The following is an 18,775-nucleotide window of genomic DNA, read 5'->3' as shown; positions in this document are numbered from 1 at the left end:
TTCATCCTACCAAAGGAGGATACTTTTTTCTGTGCATAGCTAAAGCTTTTTGGAACCACCAGCACTGCTGGTGGTTTTCTATGTACAAAGAAAAATGCCTCACGGGTTAAGCCGTGAGGTATTTTTTTGTGGATTCAGTTGCTGCGGGAACACTTTTCCGCATCAATGGCCAGCACCAGCATCAGGGCGCACAGGGCGTTCTGCGGATCCGGCACATCAATGACATAGGTGTCCGTCCAGTGAAACAGCTCCTTTGTAATGGTGGCCACCGTTCCGCCGCAGGCCTCCCGGACCACATAGTCCCACTCCAGAAAGCTGCCCTCCACCTGCCAGCCATTGCAGTCAATGTCATACCGGGGGGTAAAAAACGTGAATTCCTTTTGAATACAGCCCACATACCGGTCTTCGATGTACATTTCAAATTTCGGCAAAAAGGTAAAAACCTTTTCCTGCACCGTGCCGATATGGTTCCCGGCCCTGTCCAAAATGTGAAGGCAGTGTCCCCAGGAGAGTTTTCCCTCCACCGTATAGACGGGATTGCCCGCTTCATCATAGATGTCATAGCTGTCAAACCAGGAAAACAGGCGCTGTTGAAACCAAAGCCGCATTTCGGTACACCTCCCAAAAGATAAAGACGTTTTTGCAGGCAGCCACATTTTTTAAGTGTTATCATACCATACTCATTTTATATCGTCAAAAAAATCGAATTGCTCTCTCCCTATTTTCAAAATTTTTCCGGCAGGAAATCGGCATATTCCTGTTTTTTCGAGTCAAACTATGCTTGCGATACCCAGAAAACCCACACACAAGTATGATTGATGAAAAGGAGAAAATAAGTATGTCTAGCAAGAATAATAACAAGCTCAACATTCCCGAGGCCCGTGCCGCTATGGATAAGTTCAAGATGGAGGCTGCTTCCGAGGTTGGCGTCAACCTGAAGGAAGGCTACAATGGCGACCTGACCTCCCGCGAGGCCGGCTCTGTCGGCGGCCAGATGGTCAAGAAGATGATCGAGTCCTACGAGAAGTCTCTGTAAATTCCCGCTGAAACACCAAAGCGGCCCGGCAATCGCCGGGCCGTTTTTTTCGGACAAAAGCGTCTTTCTCCGCTATTTATGTTTGAGTCCCCGTTTTTTCCTGTTCTGCTCTTACCAAATCCGCCAAGGTAAAGCGATCCACATAGGCGTTGACCGTGGCATACAGGCCGGTCCAAAAGTCCAGTGTTGCACAGGCATCGCACCGCTCGCAGTGGTTTTCCGAGGTTTCCAGGCAGGCCACCGGTGCAAGGTTCCCCTCCGTGATACGCAGAATGGCACCCACCGTATACAGCGCCGGATCCCGGGCGAGGCAGTATCCGCCCTGTGCGCCCCGGCCGCTGCGGAGCAGCTCCGCCTTTGAGAGAGTGCTGGCGATCTGCTCCAGATATTTCACAGAAATTCCCTGCCGGGCCGCCACATCCTTCAGCGGTACAAGCCCATCGGCCTGATGAATGGCCACATCTGTCATCAGACGCAGCGCATACCGCCCCTTTGTGGAAATCTTCATACAGCTCCCTCCTCTTTTTTGTAATTCCTATTTTGCCATAGGATAACTGGGATTACAAGTGTGAATTGACATTTGCCAAGCTTTTTCGTACAATAAATTTACTTTTTTTCACATTGATTGAATCAACGAGAGGAGCACATGAGAATGGATTATGCAAAGGAGTCTTTGCGCCTGCACTATGAATGGAAGGGAAAACTGGAGGTAACACCCCGTGCGGCGGTGGATTCCAAGGAGGCTCTCTCCCTGGCCTATACCCCGGGCGTCGCGCAGCCTTGCCTGGAAATTCAAAAGGACGCCAGCAAGAGTTATGAGTTGACCCGGCGATGGAATACCGTGGCAGTGGTTACCGACGGCAGCGCGGTCCTGGGTCTGGGCGACATCGGCCCTGAGGCTGGTATGCCCGTCATGGAAGGGAAGTGCGTTCTGTTCAAGGCCTTCGGCGGGGTGGACGCCATTCCCCTGTGCATCCACAGCAAGGACGTAGAGGATATTGTCAACACGGTGGCCCTTCTAGCCGGAAGCTTTGGCGGTGTGAATCTGGAGGACATCTCCGCCCCCCGCTGCTTTGAAATTGAGCGGAAGCTGAAGGAGCGCTGCGACATTCCTATTTTCCACGACGACCAGCACGGCACCGCCGTTATCACACTGGCAGGTCTCACCAACGCCCTGAAGGTAGTGGGCAAGGATCTGGAATCGGTGCGGATCGTCATTAACGGTGCCGGAGCAGCTGCCATTTCCATCACCAAGCTCCTCCTCTCCGCAGGAGCGAAGGACGTGGTGCTCTGCGACCGAAAGGGTGCTATCTACGCCGGACGAACGGAAGGAATGAACTGGATTAAAGAGGAGATGTCTCACATGACGAATCCAGCCAAGCGGAGCGGTTCTCTGGCAGATGTGCTGGCCGGTGCGGACGTGTTCATTGGCGTCTCCGCCCCGGGGATGGTTACCACAGAGATGGTAAAGACCATGAACCGTGACGCCATTTTATTTGCCTGCGCAAATCCCACGCCGGAGATTTTCCCGGATGATGCCAAGGCTGGCGGCGCGGCAGTATGCGCCACCGGGCGCAGCGACTATCCGAATCAGATCAACAACGTGCTTGCCTTCCCCGGTATCTTCCGGGGGGCACTGGATGCCCGGGCCAGCGACATCAACGACGCCATGAAGATTGCCGCAGCGCACGCTTTGGCGGATTTGGTGGGCGATGATCTCAGCGCGGATTACATTATTCCCGCCGCCTTCGACCCCAGAGTCAGGACTGCTGTAGCGGATGCCGTCAGGCAGGCCGCCTATGACTCCGGCGTAGCCAGAATCTAATTCACTTCCGCAAAAACAGCCGCAGTGTTTAAGCCGCTGCGGCTGTTTTTTTCAGGCATATTTTATGCATTTTCAGAATTTTTTTGGAAATACATGGATATGTAAAAAATTCACAAAAGAAATCTGGAAAAACCCGTTCTTGTTCATAATTTGTTCATGATTTAAGCGGGCATTTCAGATATGGTACAGGTAGGAATATTATGTAACCATACCAGGAATCACAGACGGAGGGAAAACTATGAGAGGATTCTGGAAAAAGCAGCTGCCGGCATTTTTGCTGGCCATGGTCATGGTGGTGGGCATGGTGCCCGCTGCAATGGCAGAAGGTGAAGAGCACAAACATGTCTACGGAGAGGCTTGGAAAAACGATGCTGATTCACATTGGCATGTTTGTACTGTCAAGGACTGTACTGCAAAGTCCGACTACGAATCACACAAATTCGGCGATATCGTGGTAGATTCGGAGCCAACCTGTTACCAGGCAGGAACCGGACACCGAATTTGCTCCGTATGCGGCTACTCCAAGTCCGAGTCCATCACGGCCACAGGGAACCACACTGCCTCAGATGATTGGTCCTATAATACGACGAAACACTGGCACGCCTGTACAGCCGCATCCGGCTGTCCGGAACACCTGAATGAAGCGAGCCACAGCTACGCTTCCGGGGAGTATTCCAGTAATTCAAGTTCTCATTGGCAGATCTGCACGATTTGCGGGGGTTCCTCCTCAAAAGCTTCCCATACCGACAGCAATGGAGACGGCGTGTGTGACGTCTGCAAATACGGCGGACTGCCTGTTTCCAGTAAAATTACTGTGACGTTCAAGAATGGATCCAGTACCCACAGCACGCAGGAGGTCTCGAAGGGCTCTCGTCCTTCCAAGCCCAGCAATCCCACCATGAGTGGCACAAACAAGACCTATACCTTCAAGGGCTGGGTTTCCGGATCCAATACAAAGGCTGTCTATACCGGGCAGTCCCTGATTGACGTTGCCTCCACAACGGTGTCCAGCAATACCACATACTCTGCCGCTTACACTGTGAAGGCCACCAGCCAGAATGGATCTTTAAACGTGGATGGCACTGCCAGCGGCGTCAAGGTCGGCAGCGATCTGCGCAGTACCATTAATGGCAAGTTCAGCAATATCACGGGTACCAGCTTTTCAAATGTGCGCTTTACCAGCCTGTCCTCCTCTACTTATGGCAAGCTATACACCTCCAGCAGCAAGAGCACATCTGTTTCCACCAGCAGTAGCAGTTCTTATTCTTACAGCTCTGTGGCCAATTTCTATTTTGTCCCCACCAGCAAGGACACCTTCACCATCGGCTATACGGCCACAGATGACAACGGCAATTCCGTTTCCGGATCTATCACACTGAATGTGGACGCTTCCTCCACTTCCGGCAAAACCATCACCTACAAGGTAGATGCGGGAGATGAGGTGTCCTTTGACCGCAGCGACTTCCAATCTGCCTATCGTGAGGAGTACGATTCCGGCACTATTAAATATGTGACCTTTGAGACCACGGCCTCCCTTTCCACCTCTAACGGTACGGTTTATTACAATTACGACCGTTCCGGTGAGAAAGCGTTTACCAAAAGCAATATTGACAGCTACAATTTCTATTATAGTAACAGCGACTACGGTGATTATGCCTTGAACAGCCTGTCCTTTGCGGCTCCCAAGGATGCCGACAGCCGGACCGTCAAGCTCACTTACCGGGCCTGCTACTCCTCCAGCGATTATGTGGAGGGGACCGTAGAAATCAAGGTTTCCGGCAGCGGTTCCTCTGCAGACGGCGACATCACCTATCAGGTGGATCCCGGTGATGAGGTGGACTTTGACGCCGATGACTTCAATGACTACTTCCAGGAGGAGTACGACAACTACACGCTCCGTTACGTCACCTTTGAGACGGACGACACGCTCAGCACAAGTGAGGGCACCGTTTATTACAACTATGGCAAATCCAGCGAAAAGGCCTTCACAAAAAGCAGCATCGATGACTACAAGTTCTATTACGAGGACAGCGATTACGGTGACTATGATTTGAGCAAGCTCTCCTTTGTGGCCCCTGATGACGCGGATGAGCAGACGGTGGAGATCAGCTTTACCGCCTATTACTCCACTAGCCGCAAAGTGACGGGAACCCTAATTATTGAGATTGGTGAGGGAGACGGAACATCCAGCAAGGCGGACATCACCTATCAGGTGGATCCCGACGATGAAGTTGAGTTTGACCGCACCGACTTCAACGACTATTTCCAGGAGGAGTACTCTTCCTATACCATCAAGTATGTCACTTTTAAGGCGGACAGCACGCTGGTTTCCTCCAACGGCGTCATCTATTCCGACTATGACGGCGACGACGAGAAGAGCTTTACCAAGGGCAATATTGACGATTACAAGTTCTATTATAAAAACGAGGATGACGGTGACTATGCCCTGAACAGCCTGTCCTTTGTAGCCAGCGACGATTTCGACACCGCCGTGACTCTGACCTTTACAGCCTATTACTCCGGTAGCCGGTACGTAGAGGGTACCTTGCGCATTGAGCCCAAAAGCAGCACTGCCGCCAACGGAAAAGGCGACATCCGGTATTACACCACTTACAATACCAATGTGCAGATCAATCCCAACGACATTGCCCGCTTCTTCAACGAGCAGTATCCAAACAATACGCTCTCCTATATAGAGCTGGGCGGCGTTCCCTCTTCCGGCAGCCTGTACTATGACTACTATGGCGTCAGCAAGTACGGCTCTTCTAAGCTGAAACTGACCAGTTCCAACTGTGACGATCAGAAGTTCTACTTCAGCCCCAGCTCCACCAGCCAGTACGCATTGAGTGAGTTGACGTATATCCCCAGCGGCGTCAACTACTGCGCATCCATCCCCTTCACCGCATATTCCACCGGTTCCCGCTCTGTGTCCGGTACGATTTTGATCAGCGTAACGTACAGCACCGTCTCTGAGGTCTATGGCGTCACGCCAAAAGGAACCTCTGTTGCCTTCCCAGCCTCTGCCATTTATACGGCGGTCTCCAGTGCTACCGGCATGACACTTGGCAGCATTCAGCTGCTGGAACTGCCGGCTTCCTCCGTGGGAACCGTGTATGTCGGCAGTGGCACCAGCACAAAGGCCAGTACTTCTGTCAAGTATGACTACTCCACTGGCAGCCAGCGCATCAGCCAGCTGCGGTTTGTGCCTGCCAGCGGCTTTACCGGATCTGTGGAAATCCCCTATGTGGCGTACAGTACCAACGGCAATGCCATCGCCAGCGGCAAGTTCTGCCTGGGCGTGGTAAACAGTGTGAAAAAGTTCTCCGACGTGACCTCTTCCACCTGGTGCTATAAGTACGTGGCCGAACTGAGCGATGCCAAGGTCATCGACGGCTATCAGGACGGCAGCTTCCGGCCCAACAACACAGTCACCTACGGTCAGGCCCTGAAGCTCATTATGCTGGCCTCCGGCTACTCCGTCCAGCAGCCCACCGGCTCCCATCCTTTCAGCGGGTATCTGGCAAAGGCAAAGTCTGCAGGCCTGGTGACCGGCAACATCGACCTGGATCGGCCCATCACCCGTCTGGCAGTGGCACAGATTGCTGCGAAAGCTATGAAGCTGAACACTTCCGATCTTTCCAGCGTCAAGCCCTTCACAGATACCTCTGACGTCTATGTGCAGGCACTGTACGCCGCCGGCATTGTGGAGGGATACTTCTCCAATGGCACCAGCACCTATAAGCCCTCAAACACTCTGACTCGCGGCCAGATTTCCGCCATCGTTTGGCGGATGGAGCGGGCGAACTAAGTTTTCTTTCCATCAACTCCTGCAAAAAATTCCTGGGAGCGGCTATGTCGTTCCCAGGAATTTTTTTGGAAATTTTCACCGCCTGCTTCCGCATAATCACTGCGGTTTCTGGAGAGCCTGAAAGCAGACACGTTTTATGAAAAGCAGGAGGTTTTATCATGCTTGCAGTTTACCGCCGCACCCTGATCACGCTCACCGTGCTGACTGTGCTCTTTTTTGCCGGTACGTTTCTCTACGAGCTCAGAGACCGCGATGAATCCCTGGAGACCTCTGTGCCTGTTGCCGTACCCGCTTCCACGGACAACTGGGGGCTTTCATTTCCCACAGAGGGAGAATCCCCGGTCGGAAATGCCAGCGCCCAGGATCTGGCACAATATGGGGCGTATTATTTGGGGGACACCAGCAAAAAAGTGATCTACCTGACATTTGACTGCGGATATGAAAACGGCTATACCGGTCAAATTTTGGACGCGCTAAAAAAGCACCATGCCCCAGCAGCGTTTTTTGTAGTGGGCAATATGGTCGAAACTGCGCCAGATTTGATTCGAAGGATGGCCGCTGAAGGGCACATTGTCGGCAACCACACCTATCACCATCCGGACATGTCCCAAATTTCCGACCAGGCAGCCTTTCAAAAAGAATTAGACGATCTTGCCGCGATCTATCAGGATACCACTGGAGAATGCCTTCCCATGTTTTACCGCCCGCCTCAAGGAAAATACAACGTGGAAAACCTACGGCAAGCCTATGCGCTGGGATATAAGACCGTTTTCTGGAGTCTTGCTTATGTGGACTGGTATGTAGATGACCAGCCAACAGCCGAGCAGGCCTACTCAAAGCTGCTCCCCCGCATTCACAATGGGGCCATCGTGCTGCTCCATTCCACTTCTAAAACCAACGCTGATATTTTGGACGAGCTTTTGACAAAATGGGAGGAAATGGGCTTTACCTTTGCCTCCCTGACCGAGCTCCCTGAAACGCCGGTCTTGCAGGCGGAGTAAGTCTGCAGCCATTGTGTAAAACCCTATTTTTTCGGCATATTGCGTTCCACAGCTATGCCTAAAATCTTAACCGCGCCACGGTCTTTTCGATTGCTCCGCAGCAAAAAGGCGGACGTCCTGTCTTTGGACAGGGCGTCCGCTTTTTCGGCAGAAGCACTTTTTGTTATGGAACCCCTCCGGCTTTTATGATATGATAATAAATATACAGGCTGCTTCGGCAGCCGGAAACGGAGGCACCGTTTTGACACTGATGATATGCATTGACGGCCGCGGCGGAATTCTGTTCAACGGCCGGCGGCAGAGCCAGGATCGTCTGCTCCGGGCGGATCTGCTGCGGGAGGCGGCCGGGCACCGCCTATGGATGAGCGAATACTCCGCCCGGCAGTTTTCTATGGAAGCGCCAGATAATCTCTCCATTTCAGAGGCGCCGTTGGAGCAGATGTCCAGCGAGGATTTCTGTTTTGCGGAAGATCTGCCCCTTCAGCCGCTTTTGGAACACGCAGACCGTCTCCTGCTTTATTGTTGGAACCGGGCCTATCCGGCGGATCGCTCCCTTCAGCTGCCGCTGGATGATCTGTGGAAGCTGCTGCGCCGGGAAGAATTTGCCGGTTCCTCTCACGAAAAAATTACAAAGGAACTCTATGCACGATGAAACAACTGCAAACACAGCTTCTTTTCCTTTTGATCTGTGCACTGCTGACGGGCTGCGCATTGGATGCATCTCAAGGTACTTCTTATGCAGACCTGGCGGATATTCCGGATTTCTCCGGCGAGCCCTATGTGGTCCTGCAGAATAACCAGCCTGATTTTCCGGAAGCAGATTTCACAACCGCCTCCTTTGAGGAATACAGTGATCTGGACTGGCTGGGCCGCTGTGGCACAGCCTATGCAAATGTAGGCCTAGACACCATGCCAACCGAAGCGCGGGGAAGCATCGGGCAGGTAAAACCCACCGGATGGCAGACTGTAAAGTATGACTTTGTGGATGGGAAGTATCTCTATAACCGATGTCATCTCATCGGCTATCAGTTGACCGCAGAAAATGCCAACGAGAAAAACCTGATTACAGGCACCCGCTATATGAATGTGGACGGTATGCTGCCTTTTGAAAACTTGGTGGCGGACTACGTGAAAGAGACCGGAAACCATGTTCTCTATCGGGTAACCCCCATCTTTCAGGACAGCAACCTGGTTGCCAGCGGCGTCCAGATGGAGGCCATATCGGTAGAGGATGACGGTGAAGGCGTCTGCTTCAACGTCTATGTTTACAACAACCAGCCCGGTGTCTCCATTGATTATGCCACCGGGGAAAGTTGCCTGGCGGAAGCAGACACCGCCTCCGATAAAGAGGGAACGGCGTCTGTGGAAGCTACTTACATTCTGAACACCAAGTCCCGCAAGTTTCACGATCCTGCCTGCTCCGGTGCCGCCGCCATGAGCGAGGCCAACAAGGAAGTCTATATAGGCAGCCGGGATACCCTGATTTCCGAGGGCTATGAGCCTTGCGGACAATGCAAGCCATAAAGCGGATACCTATGGACAACCGTTTGATGCGTCCGTGGTAAAAGCGAGGGTGCTGATATACAACTATCAGCACCCTCGCTATCAGTTTATGCCCGTTTTTGCGGTCAGCGGCCTCTTCGAAAGGATGAAATCTATGCTCTCACCGATACCGTTCATTCATCCAGGTGATGGCAGCCTTCATTCCCTCGTTCGCGGCGATTTCATCAAACTGTTTTCCGACCCTGGTCGGCATTCCCTTTGAGAGATGGAGGAAATCATATCCCCAGTCGTTAAAACGCAGGAACCCATTCCCATCCAACGCCCGGTTCATCATGCGCTTTGTAATCTGCATGGTTTCCGTGGGCAGCCTGGATAATCGCTTCACAACTTTTCCAGCCTCCTCCATCAAGGAATCTGCTGGAACAACCCGGTTGACCAATCCAATCTCATAGGCCTCCTGGGCCGAGATTCTGTCTGCCAGCATCAGTAATTCCCGTGCCTTGCGGACGCTGGTATACCAGAGCGCGCTTGGCTGCGGCGTCGTGGAAAATCGAAGCTCTGTCTCGCCAAACTTTGCATTGTCGGCAGCAATGACCAGATCGCACATCAGCGAGAGTTCAAACCCGCTCCCCAGGCAGTGCCCCTGCACGGCGGCTACCACCGGTTTGCTGCACTCCCACACACTGCGTACATGGTCTCGCTCCTCGCAGACCTCACGATATTGCTGCCACTGGGAGGCCTCCTTCATATCCACAGAGTCCTGCATATCAAATCCCGCGCAGAAGGATCGCCCGTTGCCGTACAGCAGAACGGCAGTCACCTCATCGTCTTCCTGTGCCTTTTGAAACGCCCGCTCAAGCTCTCTCCAGGCGTTGACGCCCAGAACATTGAGCTTATCCGGCTGGTTCAGCATAATATGGGCGACATGATCCTCGGTCTGATATAAAATTCTCTCAAATTCCATACTCACACCACCTTATATCTGCTGTTGAGCCAGTGCATGGCTTCCTTCATACCCTTTTCCGCAACCATGGCATTGAATTCCTGGCTGACAGCCGTCGGCATCATTTTGACAATGTGGAACATATCCCAGCCCCAGTCGCCGTACTCGCTGAAGCCCTGACCGTCGATCGTTTTGTTAATGAGGCGCTTTGTCAAGCGCAGCGTCTCAGGCGGGAGTTTTGCCAAACGGTGCGCCCAGTTCATCGCCGTCTCCATAAGCTGTTCTTTTGGCACCACAATATTCGCATAGCCGATACGGTAGGCTTCCTCCGCAGAGAAATAGTTGCTGAGCAGGAGGTTTTCCTTGGCATAACGAATGCCCGTAATCCATTGCATGGCAGGCATCGGCATAAGCGAGTACCGCATAGCAGGATCCCCAAATACGGCGTCATCAGCAGCAATAACCAGATCCACCAGATTGGTCAGTTCAAAACCACCGCCCAGACAGTACCCTTGAACAGCCGCCATAACCGGCTTGTCTGTATTCCACAGCTGCAGCATCCGTTCGCGCTCAAGCGACATTGTGCGCCAGTGAGAATAGGCCCCGTCCTCCTTCATATCGGAGGACTCTTCCAGATCAAAGCCCGCGCAGAACGCTTTTCCCTCTCCTGCAAACAAAATGCTGTGTACGGAGTCATCCGACTGTGCCCGTGAAAAAGCGTCTCCAATCTCTTCCCAGCACTGCATGCTCATGGCATTGAGCTTGTCCGGGGTGCAAAACGTGAAGATAGCCGTATTATCCGTGACTTCATAGCGTAATTTCGCGTATTCCATAGCCCCTCCTTACTCCTCGTACCGGGCATTGGACCATTTGAAGGCTTCTTTCATGCCCTTTTCCTTCGCAATGGTGTCAAATTCCACGCCGAGTTTTGTGGGTGAGATTTTCGCGATGTGGAAGGTGTCCCAGCCCCAGTCACCATAGGCTTTGAAGCCCATGCCGTCCAGGGATTTATTGATGAGCCGTTTTGTTACCTCCATGGTTTCCATCGGCATGGCCGCCAGCCGTTTTGCCGTATGGAAAGCGGTGTCGTACAGCTCATCAAGCGGAACCACCCGATTGATGTATCCAATTCTCAGCGCTTCTCTTGCATCGAAGTTTTCAGCCATCAGCATATACTGCTTTGCACGTCTGGTGCCTGCCAGCCACAAAAGTGTAGGAGCTGGAACATTGGAATAGCGAAGGCCCGGATCCCCGAATTTAGCATTGTCCGCTGCAATGATCAAATCCACAAGGCTCGTAAACTCCACGCCGCCGCCCAGGCAGTATCCCTGCACAGCAGCAACCGTGGGCTTTGGAAAATTGTAAATTTTCAGCATCATCTCCCGCTGATGCAAAAAACGTTCCCAGTGCGGCCAGGGATCTGTATTCTCCGCGGACTCGCCCAGGTCAAATCCACTGCAAAACGCCTTTCCCTCACCACAAAAGAGGACTGCGCCAATTTCCTCATTCTCCTTTATCGAGTCCAGCGCATCTAAGATCTCCTCATAGGCCCGATGACTGAGCGCATTGTATTTCTGGGGCGTTGCAAAGGTAATGACTCCCACAGAATCCTTGATCTCCAAGCGAATTTTTTCGTATGTCACGGGGGATCACCTCCGTCTTAGTTCTCCGGATTCTCTTCTGCAAAGAACGCATCGCGCCACTTGAAGGCGGCAGCAAGTCCTTCCTTATTTTGAATTTCAAAGAACTTTGCGGCCTCCGGGGTCTCGCTCATCAGCACGTCCGCAAAGATCTCCTCGTTGAAGTGGATAGCATCCAGCATACCACTGATTTCATAATTGCGGTTGATTGCCTCCTTGTTCAGCCGCATCGCCGGCACGGGCACCTTGACCAGCTTCTTGGCGAGCGCCATGACCTCTTCTTCCAGCTTGTCGTCCGGAACACAAGCTGTTACCAAGCCGATGCGCTCCGCCTCGGAAGCAGAAATGCGATCGCCGGTCAGAAGCAGTGCCTTGGTTTTCTTCATGCCAATCAGGTTCGGCATAATATTGCCGAACGGAGGCGCGGAGTTGAACTGGATCTCAGGCTCGCCCAGCATGCAGCTTTCTGCCGCAATCGTAAAGTCGCATACCATGGCCAGATCACAGCCGCCGCCCAGCGCATAGCCTTGGATCTGTGCAATGACCGGCTTTCTGCAGTTCCAAATGGAGAACATCAGACGGTTTCCATGCTTTGCGTGGGTGCGCCACTGCAGCACCGTCGTAAACGGCTCCTCTCTCGGAGAGAGATCGTAGCCGGCGCAGAAGGCCTTGCCTGCACCCTTGACAATGAGTACCCGAATCTCCTCGTCCTGATCCAGTTCCGTAACCGCCGCATACATCTCATTCAGCAGTGTATCCGTGAGAGAGTTGCGCTTGTCCGGACGATTCAGGGTGATAATGCCGATTTTTCCCCGCCTCTCTACGATAACGGTCTCCATCTCTTTGATATTGTTTGCCATCATTCATATCTCCTTTTCATTTGATTTTTTATTCATTTTCCAAGGACATGCTCGTTATTTTTTTGAGTGTCTCCTCTGCCCGCGCCATGATCTCTTCCACGATTTCTGCCGCCGTCTGTACCTTCTTCAGCGGTTCCACGCTCTGTCCCACCATGACCATGCCGTTCATGCCATCCTCTGAAATGCCTTCTCTTGCAATGGTCGGCGTCATATTTGCCGCAAACTTGTTGAGCTCCTCCGTCGGGACACCGGCGAGTTCCATCTCCAGATATTTCTCCGAAAAAGCACTGCGCAGTCCGCGCATTCCCTTGCCGCGGGTGGTTCCGATGGTGATACAGGCCTCGTCATCTGCCGCAATGATCTTCGCCACATTTTTGGGATGGAAGGAGCCGCACTCACTGGCCAGCAGGAACCGGGAGCCAATCTGCACCCCTGCCGCCCCCATCGCCAGTGCAGCCGCAAGACCTCTTCCGTCTGCAATCCCTCCGGCGGCAACCACGGGAATTTCTACCTCCGGAATGACATTCGTCATCAGTGACATGGTTGTCATGGTTCCGATATGTCCGCCGGACTCCATTCCCTCCACAATAATGCCGTCAACGCCGGCTGCCTCCATCCGCTTGGCAAGGCGGGTATTGGGTGCAATGGACAACACCTTCACACCTGCGTCCTTCAGCATCGGGATATAGGGTCTTGGGTCACCGGCTCCTGTGGTCACAAACGGAACATGTTCCTCTGCAATCACCCTAGCACTTTGCCAAACCCGATCTGCAAAGCGTCCCGCCATGTTGAGATTAACGCCGAAGGGTTGATCAGTAAGTTTTTTGATCTTCCGAATGTTCTCTCTCAGCTGTTCCAAGTCCCAGGCGTCCGTCAAAATTCCTGCACCGCCTGCATTGGAGACGGCAGAGACCAGATCGGGTGTGGAAATTGCATACATCGCACCTTGCAAAATGGGGTAGCGAATGTTCAAAAGTTCCGTTAAACGTGTACGCATACGCATCACCCTTCATCCGCAAAGAGCGCATCCCGCCACTTGAATGCAGCGGCAAGCCCCTCCTTTGCGGCCACAGCGAAAAACTGTTCGTTTTCCAGAGTCTTGGTCATATGTACTGCAGCAAAAATTCGTGCTCCCTCGTCCAACGCCTCGCACATTCCCTTCAGCCTGTAAAACTGATTGATGGCCGCCTTGTTCATCTGCATAGCGGGAACAGGGATTTTCACAAGCCTTTGGGCGAGGGACATCACGGTTTCGTCCAGGGTTTCTGCCGGAGTCAAACTGGTAACCATCCCTGCCTGCTCAGCTATGGCCGCGTCAATGCGGTCGCCGGTCAGAAGAACTTGCTTGGCTCTCTTCATGCCTGTCATCCAGGGCAGTTGGACGAGCGGGGTGGAGGAGCTGAATTGAATTTCCGGCTCCCCAAAAACTGCATTATCTGCCGCAATTGTGAAGTCGCAGGCCATTGCCAAGTCACAGCCGCCGCCCAGGGCATAGCCCTGCACTGCTGCAATGGTTGGCTTTTTGCACTCCCACAAGGCCATGAAGGTCCGGTTGCCCAGTTTCGCATGTTCATGCCAATCCATTACCGTTGTAAACGGCTTTTCCCGGGGAGAGAGATCAAAACCCGCGCAGAACGAACGTCCAGCCGCCCGCACCACAATTACGCGCAGCTTCTCGTCTTCCTCCATCTCCTTGATGCCGTTATAGAGGGAGATCAGCAGATCGTCATTCAGCGTGTTCAGTTTCTCGGGGCGGTTCATCGTCAGAATGCCGATTTTGCCCCGCCGTTCCTGTAACACTGTGGAACTCATGGAAGCCTCCTTTATACGATTCCCGCTCCGTATTGCGGGAACACGTCATTATACGTAATGCCCCTAGTGTAAGGAAACTTTTCAAATGCCTCTTCGTTGATATCAATGCCAAGGCCCGGCTTCTCCGGCGCGTGAATCGTCCCGTCCTTCAAAACGCCGCCGTTTGTGGCATCAAAGATAGGATCCACCAAAATCTCATCACGCATGGGCTGATAGTCCGCGCCATCCAGTTCCAGCATAGAGACATTGCGGCTGGCCAGCGCCACGTGAAGATTTGCCGCATATCCCACTGCGGCACAGCCGCCGATATGTGGAATGCAGGGAATGGAAAAGGCCTCCGCCATTGTACAGACGGCCAGGCATTCCTTGATTCCTCCAACAATTGTCGCATCGGGCTGAAAAATGTTTCCAATCTTTCTCTCAACCAGTTCCTTGAACGCATAGAGTGAGCAAACTCTTTCGCCGAGTGCAATGGGCACCGGCGAGATCCGGGAGATCCGCTCAAGTGAACTCAAATCATACTGGGACAGCGGCTCTTCATAGAAATAGGGTTTATACGGAGCAAACCGGTTGGCCATTTCAATGGCCGTATCTGGCTTGTAGGTCATATAAGCATCGATCATCACGTTGATATCGGGCCCTACCAACTCACGCACCCGCCGTACAAACTCCTCGTCCCAGTCCTTGCTCTTTCCAACACGGACCTTTACACCGGTATACCCTTCTCTGAGATTTCTCTCAAAAAACTCCATATGCCAGTCGTAGTCCACCGTAAAGTTTGCAGCGCCGGTGGCGTAAACCTTCACCCGATCCTTATCCGCTCCAAGCAGCTTATAAACCGGAAGTCCGGCAACCTTGCCCAAAATGTCCCAGAGCGCAATCTCCACCGCAGAAATTGCCTGGCAGGAGACACCGTTTGACCCAAGATACCCCCAGATATAGGTGCGCATTTTAGTCACCAGACGCTCAATCTGCAGCGGATCCTCGCCGACCAAAATTCTCTTGAACGTCCCGTCTATGATCTCCTTTACCACCATGGGAAAGCTGTGTCCGTAGGCGGAACTCGCCTCTCCCCAGCCGAAGATCCCCTCATCTGTCTCTACCTTCACCAATATGAATGTGCGCGGCAGCTTCGGAGAGGGTTTCATGTACATCAGCGGATACGTTTTGATATCGCGAATTTTCATACCATGCACTCCTTCTGCAAACTGTTATGCGCCGCATAATGCGCTGCGCAGCCACGGTTTCAAGTCATCTCGGAAAATATAATCCACAGCCGTCAATTGCATGTCCCGAAGTTCCGCTTCCGAAAGGCCAAAGCTCTCCTTGGCAACGGAAAACTCTCCCGAAAGCGTAATATCCGATACGCCTGGATCATCCGTATTCAAGCAAAAAGGAATTCGGTTCATACGCAGGACCGGCATTGGGTGTGCGCACATGGTTGGAACCGCCCCTGTGTGGACATTGCTGGTGAGGCAGCACTCCACGAACACATTCTGTTCCGCCACCAACCGCAGTGCCTCCGGATCCTCCAGGATATGTGTACCGTGCCCAATCCGTTCCGCCTGAAGCTCTCTGATGGCGGCAAGGACGCTCTCCGGTCCGGCGGCTTCCCCAGCGTGTACAGTGATATGAAGGCCTGCCTCCCGGGCGCGGGCAAAGGGCTTTCCAAACAGCGCGGGCGGAAACCGTTCATCGTTCATCAGGTCAATTGCTGCAATTCCGTTTGCCTGATTAGCAATTGCAAAATCAACCGTCTTTTCGGCGCAGTCCACCGGAAGCTCTCTGGATATCCCGCAAATCAGTCCTACACGGATGGGATACATCTCCTCGGCACGCTTCACTCCATCGCAGATGCCACCTATGATCTCCTCATCAGACAGGCCGTTTTCCGCAAGGCGGGAGTAATTAAAACGGATTTCAACATACCGCGTACCATCCAATGCCGCGTCCTCCACCGTCTCAAAGGTAATCCGTTCCAGCGTCTCACGATTTTTCAGCAAGCGGCGCAGCCACACGAATTTTGTCAGGAACTGCACAAGCGTCCGTTCCTCTCCGGGGCTGACCTGAAAGACCGCACGAAAGGCACGCTCGTCCTCATAGGGCAGCAAGAGTCCCTCCTTCAAAGCCAGCTCCCGAATTGTGGAGAGGCGCATCGCTCCCTCAAGATGGCGGTGCAATTCTAATTTGGGAATGGTCTTGTAGTTAGTTTTCATTCTGCCTCCCGCTGAACAACCAGGGCATCGACTGCCTTTACCCCTTTCCCGTCGGCCAGAACAATGATGGGATTGATGTCCATTTCCGCAATGCGGTCCTGATAATCATAGGCCAGGCGGCTGAATTTCTCGATGGTGTCACAGAGCGCGTCCACATCCGCAGGCTCCGCGCCCCGCGCACCGTAAAGAAGATTCTTTCCCTTCAGTGACTGTATCATCTCCATCGCGGTGGATTTATCAACGGGAGCCAGGCGCAAAGACATATCCTTGAAAATCTCCACAAAAATGCCGCCAATACCTACCATGACACAGGGGCCAAATACGGGATCCGACTTCATGCCCAGCATGACCTCCACGCCCTTATCAACCATCTCTTGTACGGAAACGCCGTTGATCCGGGCCTTGGGATTATAAGCATGGGCATTTGCCATCAGCTCGTCATAGACACGGGCGGCCTCTTCCGCAGAACCGACCCCCAGCTTTACGACCTTAGCCTCTGTTTTATGCAGGATGTCCGCAGAGTCAATCTTCATCACCACGGGATATCCAATGTTCTCGGCTGCCGCCACGGCTGCTTCCTTGCTACTGACCAGGATATCAGCAGCCACGGGAATCCCATAGGCTGACAGCAGCGCCTTACTGGCCCGCTCGCTCAAGCTGCGGTCTGTGCCGAATTCAAAAGGAACCTTCGCTTCGGACGCCGTACTGCTCTCCTCGGCGACCTCTTTGCGGTACTGCATCCACTGGAAATAAAGGGCAGCCGCGCGCATGCTCTCATGAGCGCCCTGCAGCAGAGGAATACCGTGTTCCGCAAATGTATCCGCATACTCCTGCACCAGGCCGGAGGACAGCGGCGAAAAGACGGCCATCGGCTTGTCAATTTCATCCCGCACCTTGCACAGCGCCTGGACGATATGTCGGTACAGCCCGATCTCGTCTGCACACATGTTTGCTTCACAATCCTGGCAGATCATAATCAGGCCCGTCTCTTCATCAGCCGCCAGTGCACGGACGCACTCCTGATAGGCATCCGTATCAAACAGGGCTGTTGTCACGTCCAGCGGATTTTTTGCCGTGGCAAAGTCGGGCAGCGCCGCGCGGATACGGCTCTTTGCCTCTTCGCCAATATTGGCAAATGTCAGGCCCTGCTCCGCCGCAACATCGCTGCAAAAGCCCAGTTGCCCGCCGGAAATGGCCGTCATGCTGACTTTCGCGGGGCCGGCCAGCGGAATATTCTTAAGCTTGAGGAGCAGTTCACAAGTCTCGTTGAGCTCGTCAAAGCTGTTCACCTGCAGAATGTGGTTCTGCCTGAAGAATGCGTCCGAAACATTTGCCGGGCTGGCCAATGCGCCGGAGTGCGCTGAGGCAGTCTTTTGAGCAACCTCGGACCTGCCTACTTTCAGGATGATAATCGGCTTATTGCGCTCTACTGCCAGCTTTGCCACTTCTTTCAGGCCCTCCGGATCCCGAATAGCCTCCAGGAAGCCCACGATGATCTCCGTATGCTCGTCTTCAATCATGGCGCGGAAATAATCCGGCACAGAGAGGCCCGCCTCATTGCCGCAGGAGATGTTGTAGCTGAAGCCCGCCCCGCGGTGGGCGCTTTGAAACGCAATGCAGATCGAGCCGCTGTGGGAAACCAGGCCAATCGGCCCCTTCAGGCTGGAAATGTCCGTTGCAGCACTGTACAGCAGGACATTGTCGTGGAAATTGATAAAACCAAGGCAGTTGGGGCCGCAGGCGGCAATACCAGATTCGCGCAGCTTTTCCGTCAGGCGTTTTTGCAGTTCGCGACCCTCTTTTCCTACTTCGGAAAAGCCGCTGGCATAGAAAACAGCAGCCTTCACGCCTTTTTCCTTCATTTCATCCACAGCACCCTCACACAGGGTACTTCTAAGGGCAACGACGCAGCAGTCCACGGTATCTGGAATCTCCATCAGACTCTTATAGCACGCCACGCCGCAAACTGTTTCGTGTTTCGGATGCACCGGATAGAGCTTTCCCTGATATCCGTTGCTGAGAAGGTTCTTCAGCGTCTGCCCGCCCACATTGCTTTCAGAGCAGCCAAGAAGGGCGATTGATGACGGCCGCATCAGATATTGAATGTTATTACCGGTATCCATAAGTTCTT

Annotated in this window: 17 protein-coding genes; 6 read left to right on the top strand and 11 right to left on the bottom strand. The window is 53.2% G+C overall.

Translation table 11 applies throughout. The features are described from left to right. Nucleotides 1-134: 134 nt before the first annotated feature. Complete coding sequence (locus BMZ81_RS11890; RefSeq protein WP_091132379.1) at nucleotides 135-608, bottom strand: LURP-one-related/scramblase family protein; 474 nt, start codon at nucleotides 606-608, stop codon at nucleotides 135-137. Between the two features lie 230 nt (nucleotides 609-838). Here BMZ81_RS11890 and BMZ81_RS11885 point away from each other — a divergent pair, with 230 nt between their 5' ends. Next, nucleotides 839-1,036: an alpha/beta-type small acid-soluble spore protein gene (locus BMZ81_RS11885; RefSeq protein ID WP_091132377.1), complete on the top strand. Its 198-nt coding sequence runs from the start codon at nucleotides 839-841 to the stop codon at nucleotides 1,034-1,036. A 76-nt stretch (nucleotides 1,037-1,112) separates the two neighbouring features. Here the strand turns inward: BMZ81_RS11885 and BMZ81_RS11880 are convergent, their stop codons facing one another. Beyond that, nucleotides 1,113-1,544 carry an RrF2 family transcriptional regulator gene (locus tag BMZ81_RS11880; RefSeq protein ID WP_091132376.1) on the bottom strand — a complete coding sequence of 144 codons (432 nt, stop codon included), beginning with the start codon at nucleotides 1,542-1,544 and terminating at the stop codon, nucleotides 1,113-1,115. A gap of 144 nt (nucleotides 1,545-1,688) precedes the next feature. Between BMZ81_RS11880 and BMZ81_RS11875 the strand changes: the two genes are divergently transcribed. From BMZ81_RS11875 to BMZ81_RS11855, 5 genes are all read left to right on the top strand, one after another. Then, entirely contained in the window at nucleotides 1,689-2,861 is a 1,173-nt protein-coding gene (locus tag BMZ81_RS11875) for an NAD(P)-dependent malic enzyme (RefSeq protein ID WP_091132373.1), read from the top strand. Nucleotides 2,862-3,099: 238 nt separating this feature from the next. Beyond that, nucleotides 3,100-6,669 carry an S-layer homology domain-containing protein gene (locus BMZ81_RS11870; protein ID WP_091132371.1) on the top strand — a complete coding sequence of 1,190 codons (3,570 nt, stop codon included), beginning with the start codon at nucleotides 3,100-3,102 and terminating at the stop codon, nucleotides 6,667-6,669. A gap of 158 nt (nucleotides 6,670-6,827) precedes the next feature. Next, complete coding sequence (locus BMZ81_RS11865; protein ID WP_091132369.1) at nucleotides 6,828-7,670, top strand: polysaccharide deacetylase family protein; 843 nt, start codon at nucleotides 6,828-6,830, stop codon at nucleotides 7,668-7,670. A 241-nt stretch (nucleotides 7,671-7,911) separates the two neighbouring features. Further along, nucleotides 7,912-8,322, top strand: coding sequence for a hypothetical protein (locus BMZ81_RS11860; protein ID WP_091132367.1), 411 nt, complete (start codon nucleotides 7,912-7,914; stop codon nucleotides 8,320-8,322). Further along, on the top strand, nucleotides 8,319-9,194 hold the full coding sequence (locus tag BMZ81_RS11855; protein ID WP_091132366.1) for a DNA/RNA non-specific endonuclease: 876 nt from the start codon (nucleotides 8,319-8,321) through the stop codon (nucleotides 9,192-9,194). The genes BMZ81_RS11860 and BMZ81_RS11855 overlap by 4 nt, the downstream gene beginning before the upstream one ends. A 139-nt stretch (nucleotides 9,195-9,333) precedes the next feature. On the opposite strand, the gene BMZ81_RS11850 is transcribed toward BMZ81_RS11855, so the two are convergent. Genes BMZ81_RS11850 through BMZ81_RS11810 form a run of 9 tightly spaced genes read right to left on the bottom strand, consistent with a single transcriptional unit; the run spans nucleotide 9,334 to nucleotide 18,767 of the window. After that, on the bottom strand, nucleotides 9,334-10,137 hold the full coding sequence (locus BMZ81_RS11850; protein WP_091132364.1) for an enoyl-CoA hydratase/isomerase family protein: 804 nt from the start codon (nucleotides 10,135-10,137) through the stop codon (nucleotides 9,334-9,336). A 2-nt stretch (nucleotides 10,138-10,139) separates the two neighbouring features. After that, a complete protein-coding gene (locus tag BMZ81_RS11845; RefSeq protein ID WP_091132361.1) occupies nucleotides 10,140-10,949 on the bottom strand; it encodes an enoyl-CoA hydratase/isomerase family protein in 810 nt (269 codons plus the stop codon). 9 nt (nucleotides 10,950-10,958) lie between these two features. Beyond that, nucleotides 10,959-11,759, bottom strand: a complete 801-nt coding sequence (locus BMZ81_RS11840; RefSeq protein WP_091132359.1) for an enoyl-CoA hydratase/isomerase family protein — start codon at nucleotides 11,757-11,759, stop codon at nucleotides 10,959-10,961. A gap of 17 nt (nucleotides 11,760-11,776) precedes the next feature. Then, complete coding sequence (locus tag BMZ81_RS11835) at nucleotides 11,777-12,619, bottom strand: enoyl-CoA hydratase/isomerase family protein (protein ID WP_207645626.1); 843 nt, start codon at nucleotides 12,617-12,619, stop codon at nucleotides 11,777-11,779. 25 nt (nucleotides 12,620-12,644) lie between these two features. After that, entirely contained in the window at nucleotides 12,645-13,613 is a 969-nt protein-coding gene (locus tag BMZ81_RS11830) for a nitronate monooxygenase (RefSeq protein WP_091132356.1), read from the bottom strand. 5 nt (nucleotides 13,614-13,618) lie between these two features. Beyond that, complete coding sequence (locus BMZ81_RS11825; protein WP_091132354.1) at nucleotides 13,619-14,428, bottom strand: enoyl-CoA hydratase/isomerase family protein; 810 nt, start codon at nucleotides 14,426-14,428, stop codon at nucleotides 13,619-13,621. Between the two features lie 11 nt (nucleotides 14,429-14,439). Next, nucleotides 14,440-15,615 carry a mandelate racemase/muconate lactonizing enzyme family protein gene (locus BMZ81_RS11820; RefSeq protein WP_091132352.1) on the bottom strand — a complete coding sequence of 392 codons (1,176 nt, stop codon included), beginning with the start codon at nucleotides 15,613-15,615 and terminating at the stop codon, nucleotides 14,440-14,442. A gap of 24 nt (nucleotides 15,616-15,639) precedes the next feature. Beyond that, a complete protein-coding gene (add, locus tag BMZ81_RS11815; protein ID WP_091132350.1) occupies nucleotides 15,640-16,644 on the bottom strand; it encodes an adenosine deaminase in 1,005 nt (334 codons plus the stop codon). Next, entirely contained in the window at nucleotides 16,641-18,767 is a 2,127-nt protein-coding gene (locus BMZ81_RS11810) for an acetate--CoA ligase family protein (RefSeq protein ID WP_091132348.1), read from the bottom strand. Before BMZ81_RS11810 ends, add begins: the two co-directional genes overlap by 4 nt. Nucleotides 18,768-18,775 lie beyond the last annotated feature (8 nt).

Source organism: Oscillibacter sp. PC13 (assembly GCF_900115635.1).
Classification (GTDB): Bacteria; Bacillota; Clostridia; order Oscillospirales; family Oscillospiraceae; genus Oscillibacter.
Note: the sequence above shows the minus strand (reverse complement) of the source record. Positions and strands in the feature narration are given on the sequence as shown.

Bases quoted from the DNA above. Each gene is read 5' to 3' on its own strand.
- BMZ81_RS11890 (WP_091132379.1), bottom strand. From the start codon at position 608: ATGCGGCTTTGGTTTCAACAGCGCCTGTTTTCCTGGTTTGACAGCTAT.
- BMZ81_RS11885 (WP_091132377.1), top strand. From the start codon at position 839: ATGTCTAGCAAGAATAATAACAAGCTCAACATTCCCGAGGCCCGTGCC.
- BMZ81_RS11880 (WP_091132376.1), bottom strand. From the start codon at position 1,544: ATGAAGATTTCCACAAAGGGGCGGTATGCGCTGCGTCTGATGACAGAT.
- BMZ81_RS11875 (WP_091132373.1), top strand. From the start codon at position 1,689: ATGGATTATGCAAAGGAGTCTTTGCGCCTGCACTATGAATGGAAGGGA.
- BMZ81_RS11870 (WP_091132371.1), top strand. From the start codon at position 3,100: ATGAGAGGATTCTGGAAAAAGCAGCTGCCGGCATTTTTGCTGGCCATG.
- BMZ81_RS11865 (WP_091132369.1), top strand. From the start codon at position 6,828: ATGCTTGCAGTTTACCGCCGCACCCTGATCACGCTCACCGTGCTGACT.
- BMZ81_RS11855 (WP_091132366.1), top strand. From the start codon at position 8,319: ATGAAACAACTGCAAACACAGCTTCTTTTCCTTTTGATCTGTGCACTG.
- BMZ81_RS11850 (WP_091132364.1), bottom strand. From the start codon at position 10,137: ATGGAATTTGAGAGAATTTTATATCAGACCGAGGATCATGTCGCCCAT.
- BMZ81_RS11845 (WP_091132361.1), bottom strand. From the start codon at position 10,949: ATGGAATACGCGAAATTACGCTATGAAGTCACGGATAATACGGCTATC.
- BMZ81_RS11835 (WP_207645626.1), bottom strand. From the start codon at position 12,619: ATGATGGCAAACAATATCAAAGAGATGGAGACCGTTATCGTAGAGAGG.
- BMZ81_RS11830 (WP_091132356.1), bottom strand. From the start codon at position 13,613: ATGCGTACACGTTTAACGGAACTTTTGAACATTCGCTACCCCATTTTG.
- BMZ81_RS11825 (WP_091132354.1), bottom strand. From the start codon at position 14,428: ATGAGTTCCACAGTGTTACAGGAACGGCGGGGCAAAATCGGCATTCTG.
- BMZ81_RS11820 (WP_091132352.1), bottom strand. From the start codon at position 15,615: ATGAAAATTCGCGATATCAAAACGTATCCGCTGATGTACATGAAACCC.
- add (WP_091132350.1), bottom strand. From the start codon at position 16,644: ATGAAAACTAACTACAAGACCATTCCCAAATTAGAATTGCACCGCCAT.
- BMZ81_RS11810 (WP_091132348.1), bottom strand. From the start codon at position 18,767: ATGGATACCGGTAATAACATTCAATATCTGATGCGGCCGTCATCAATC.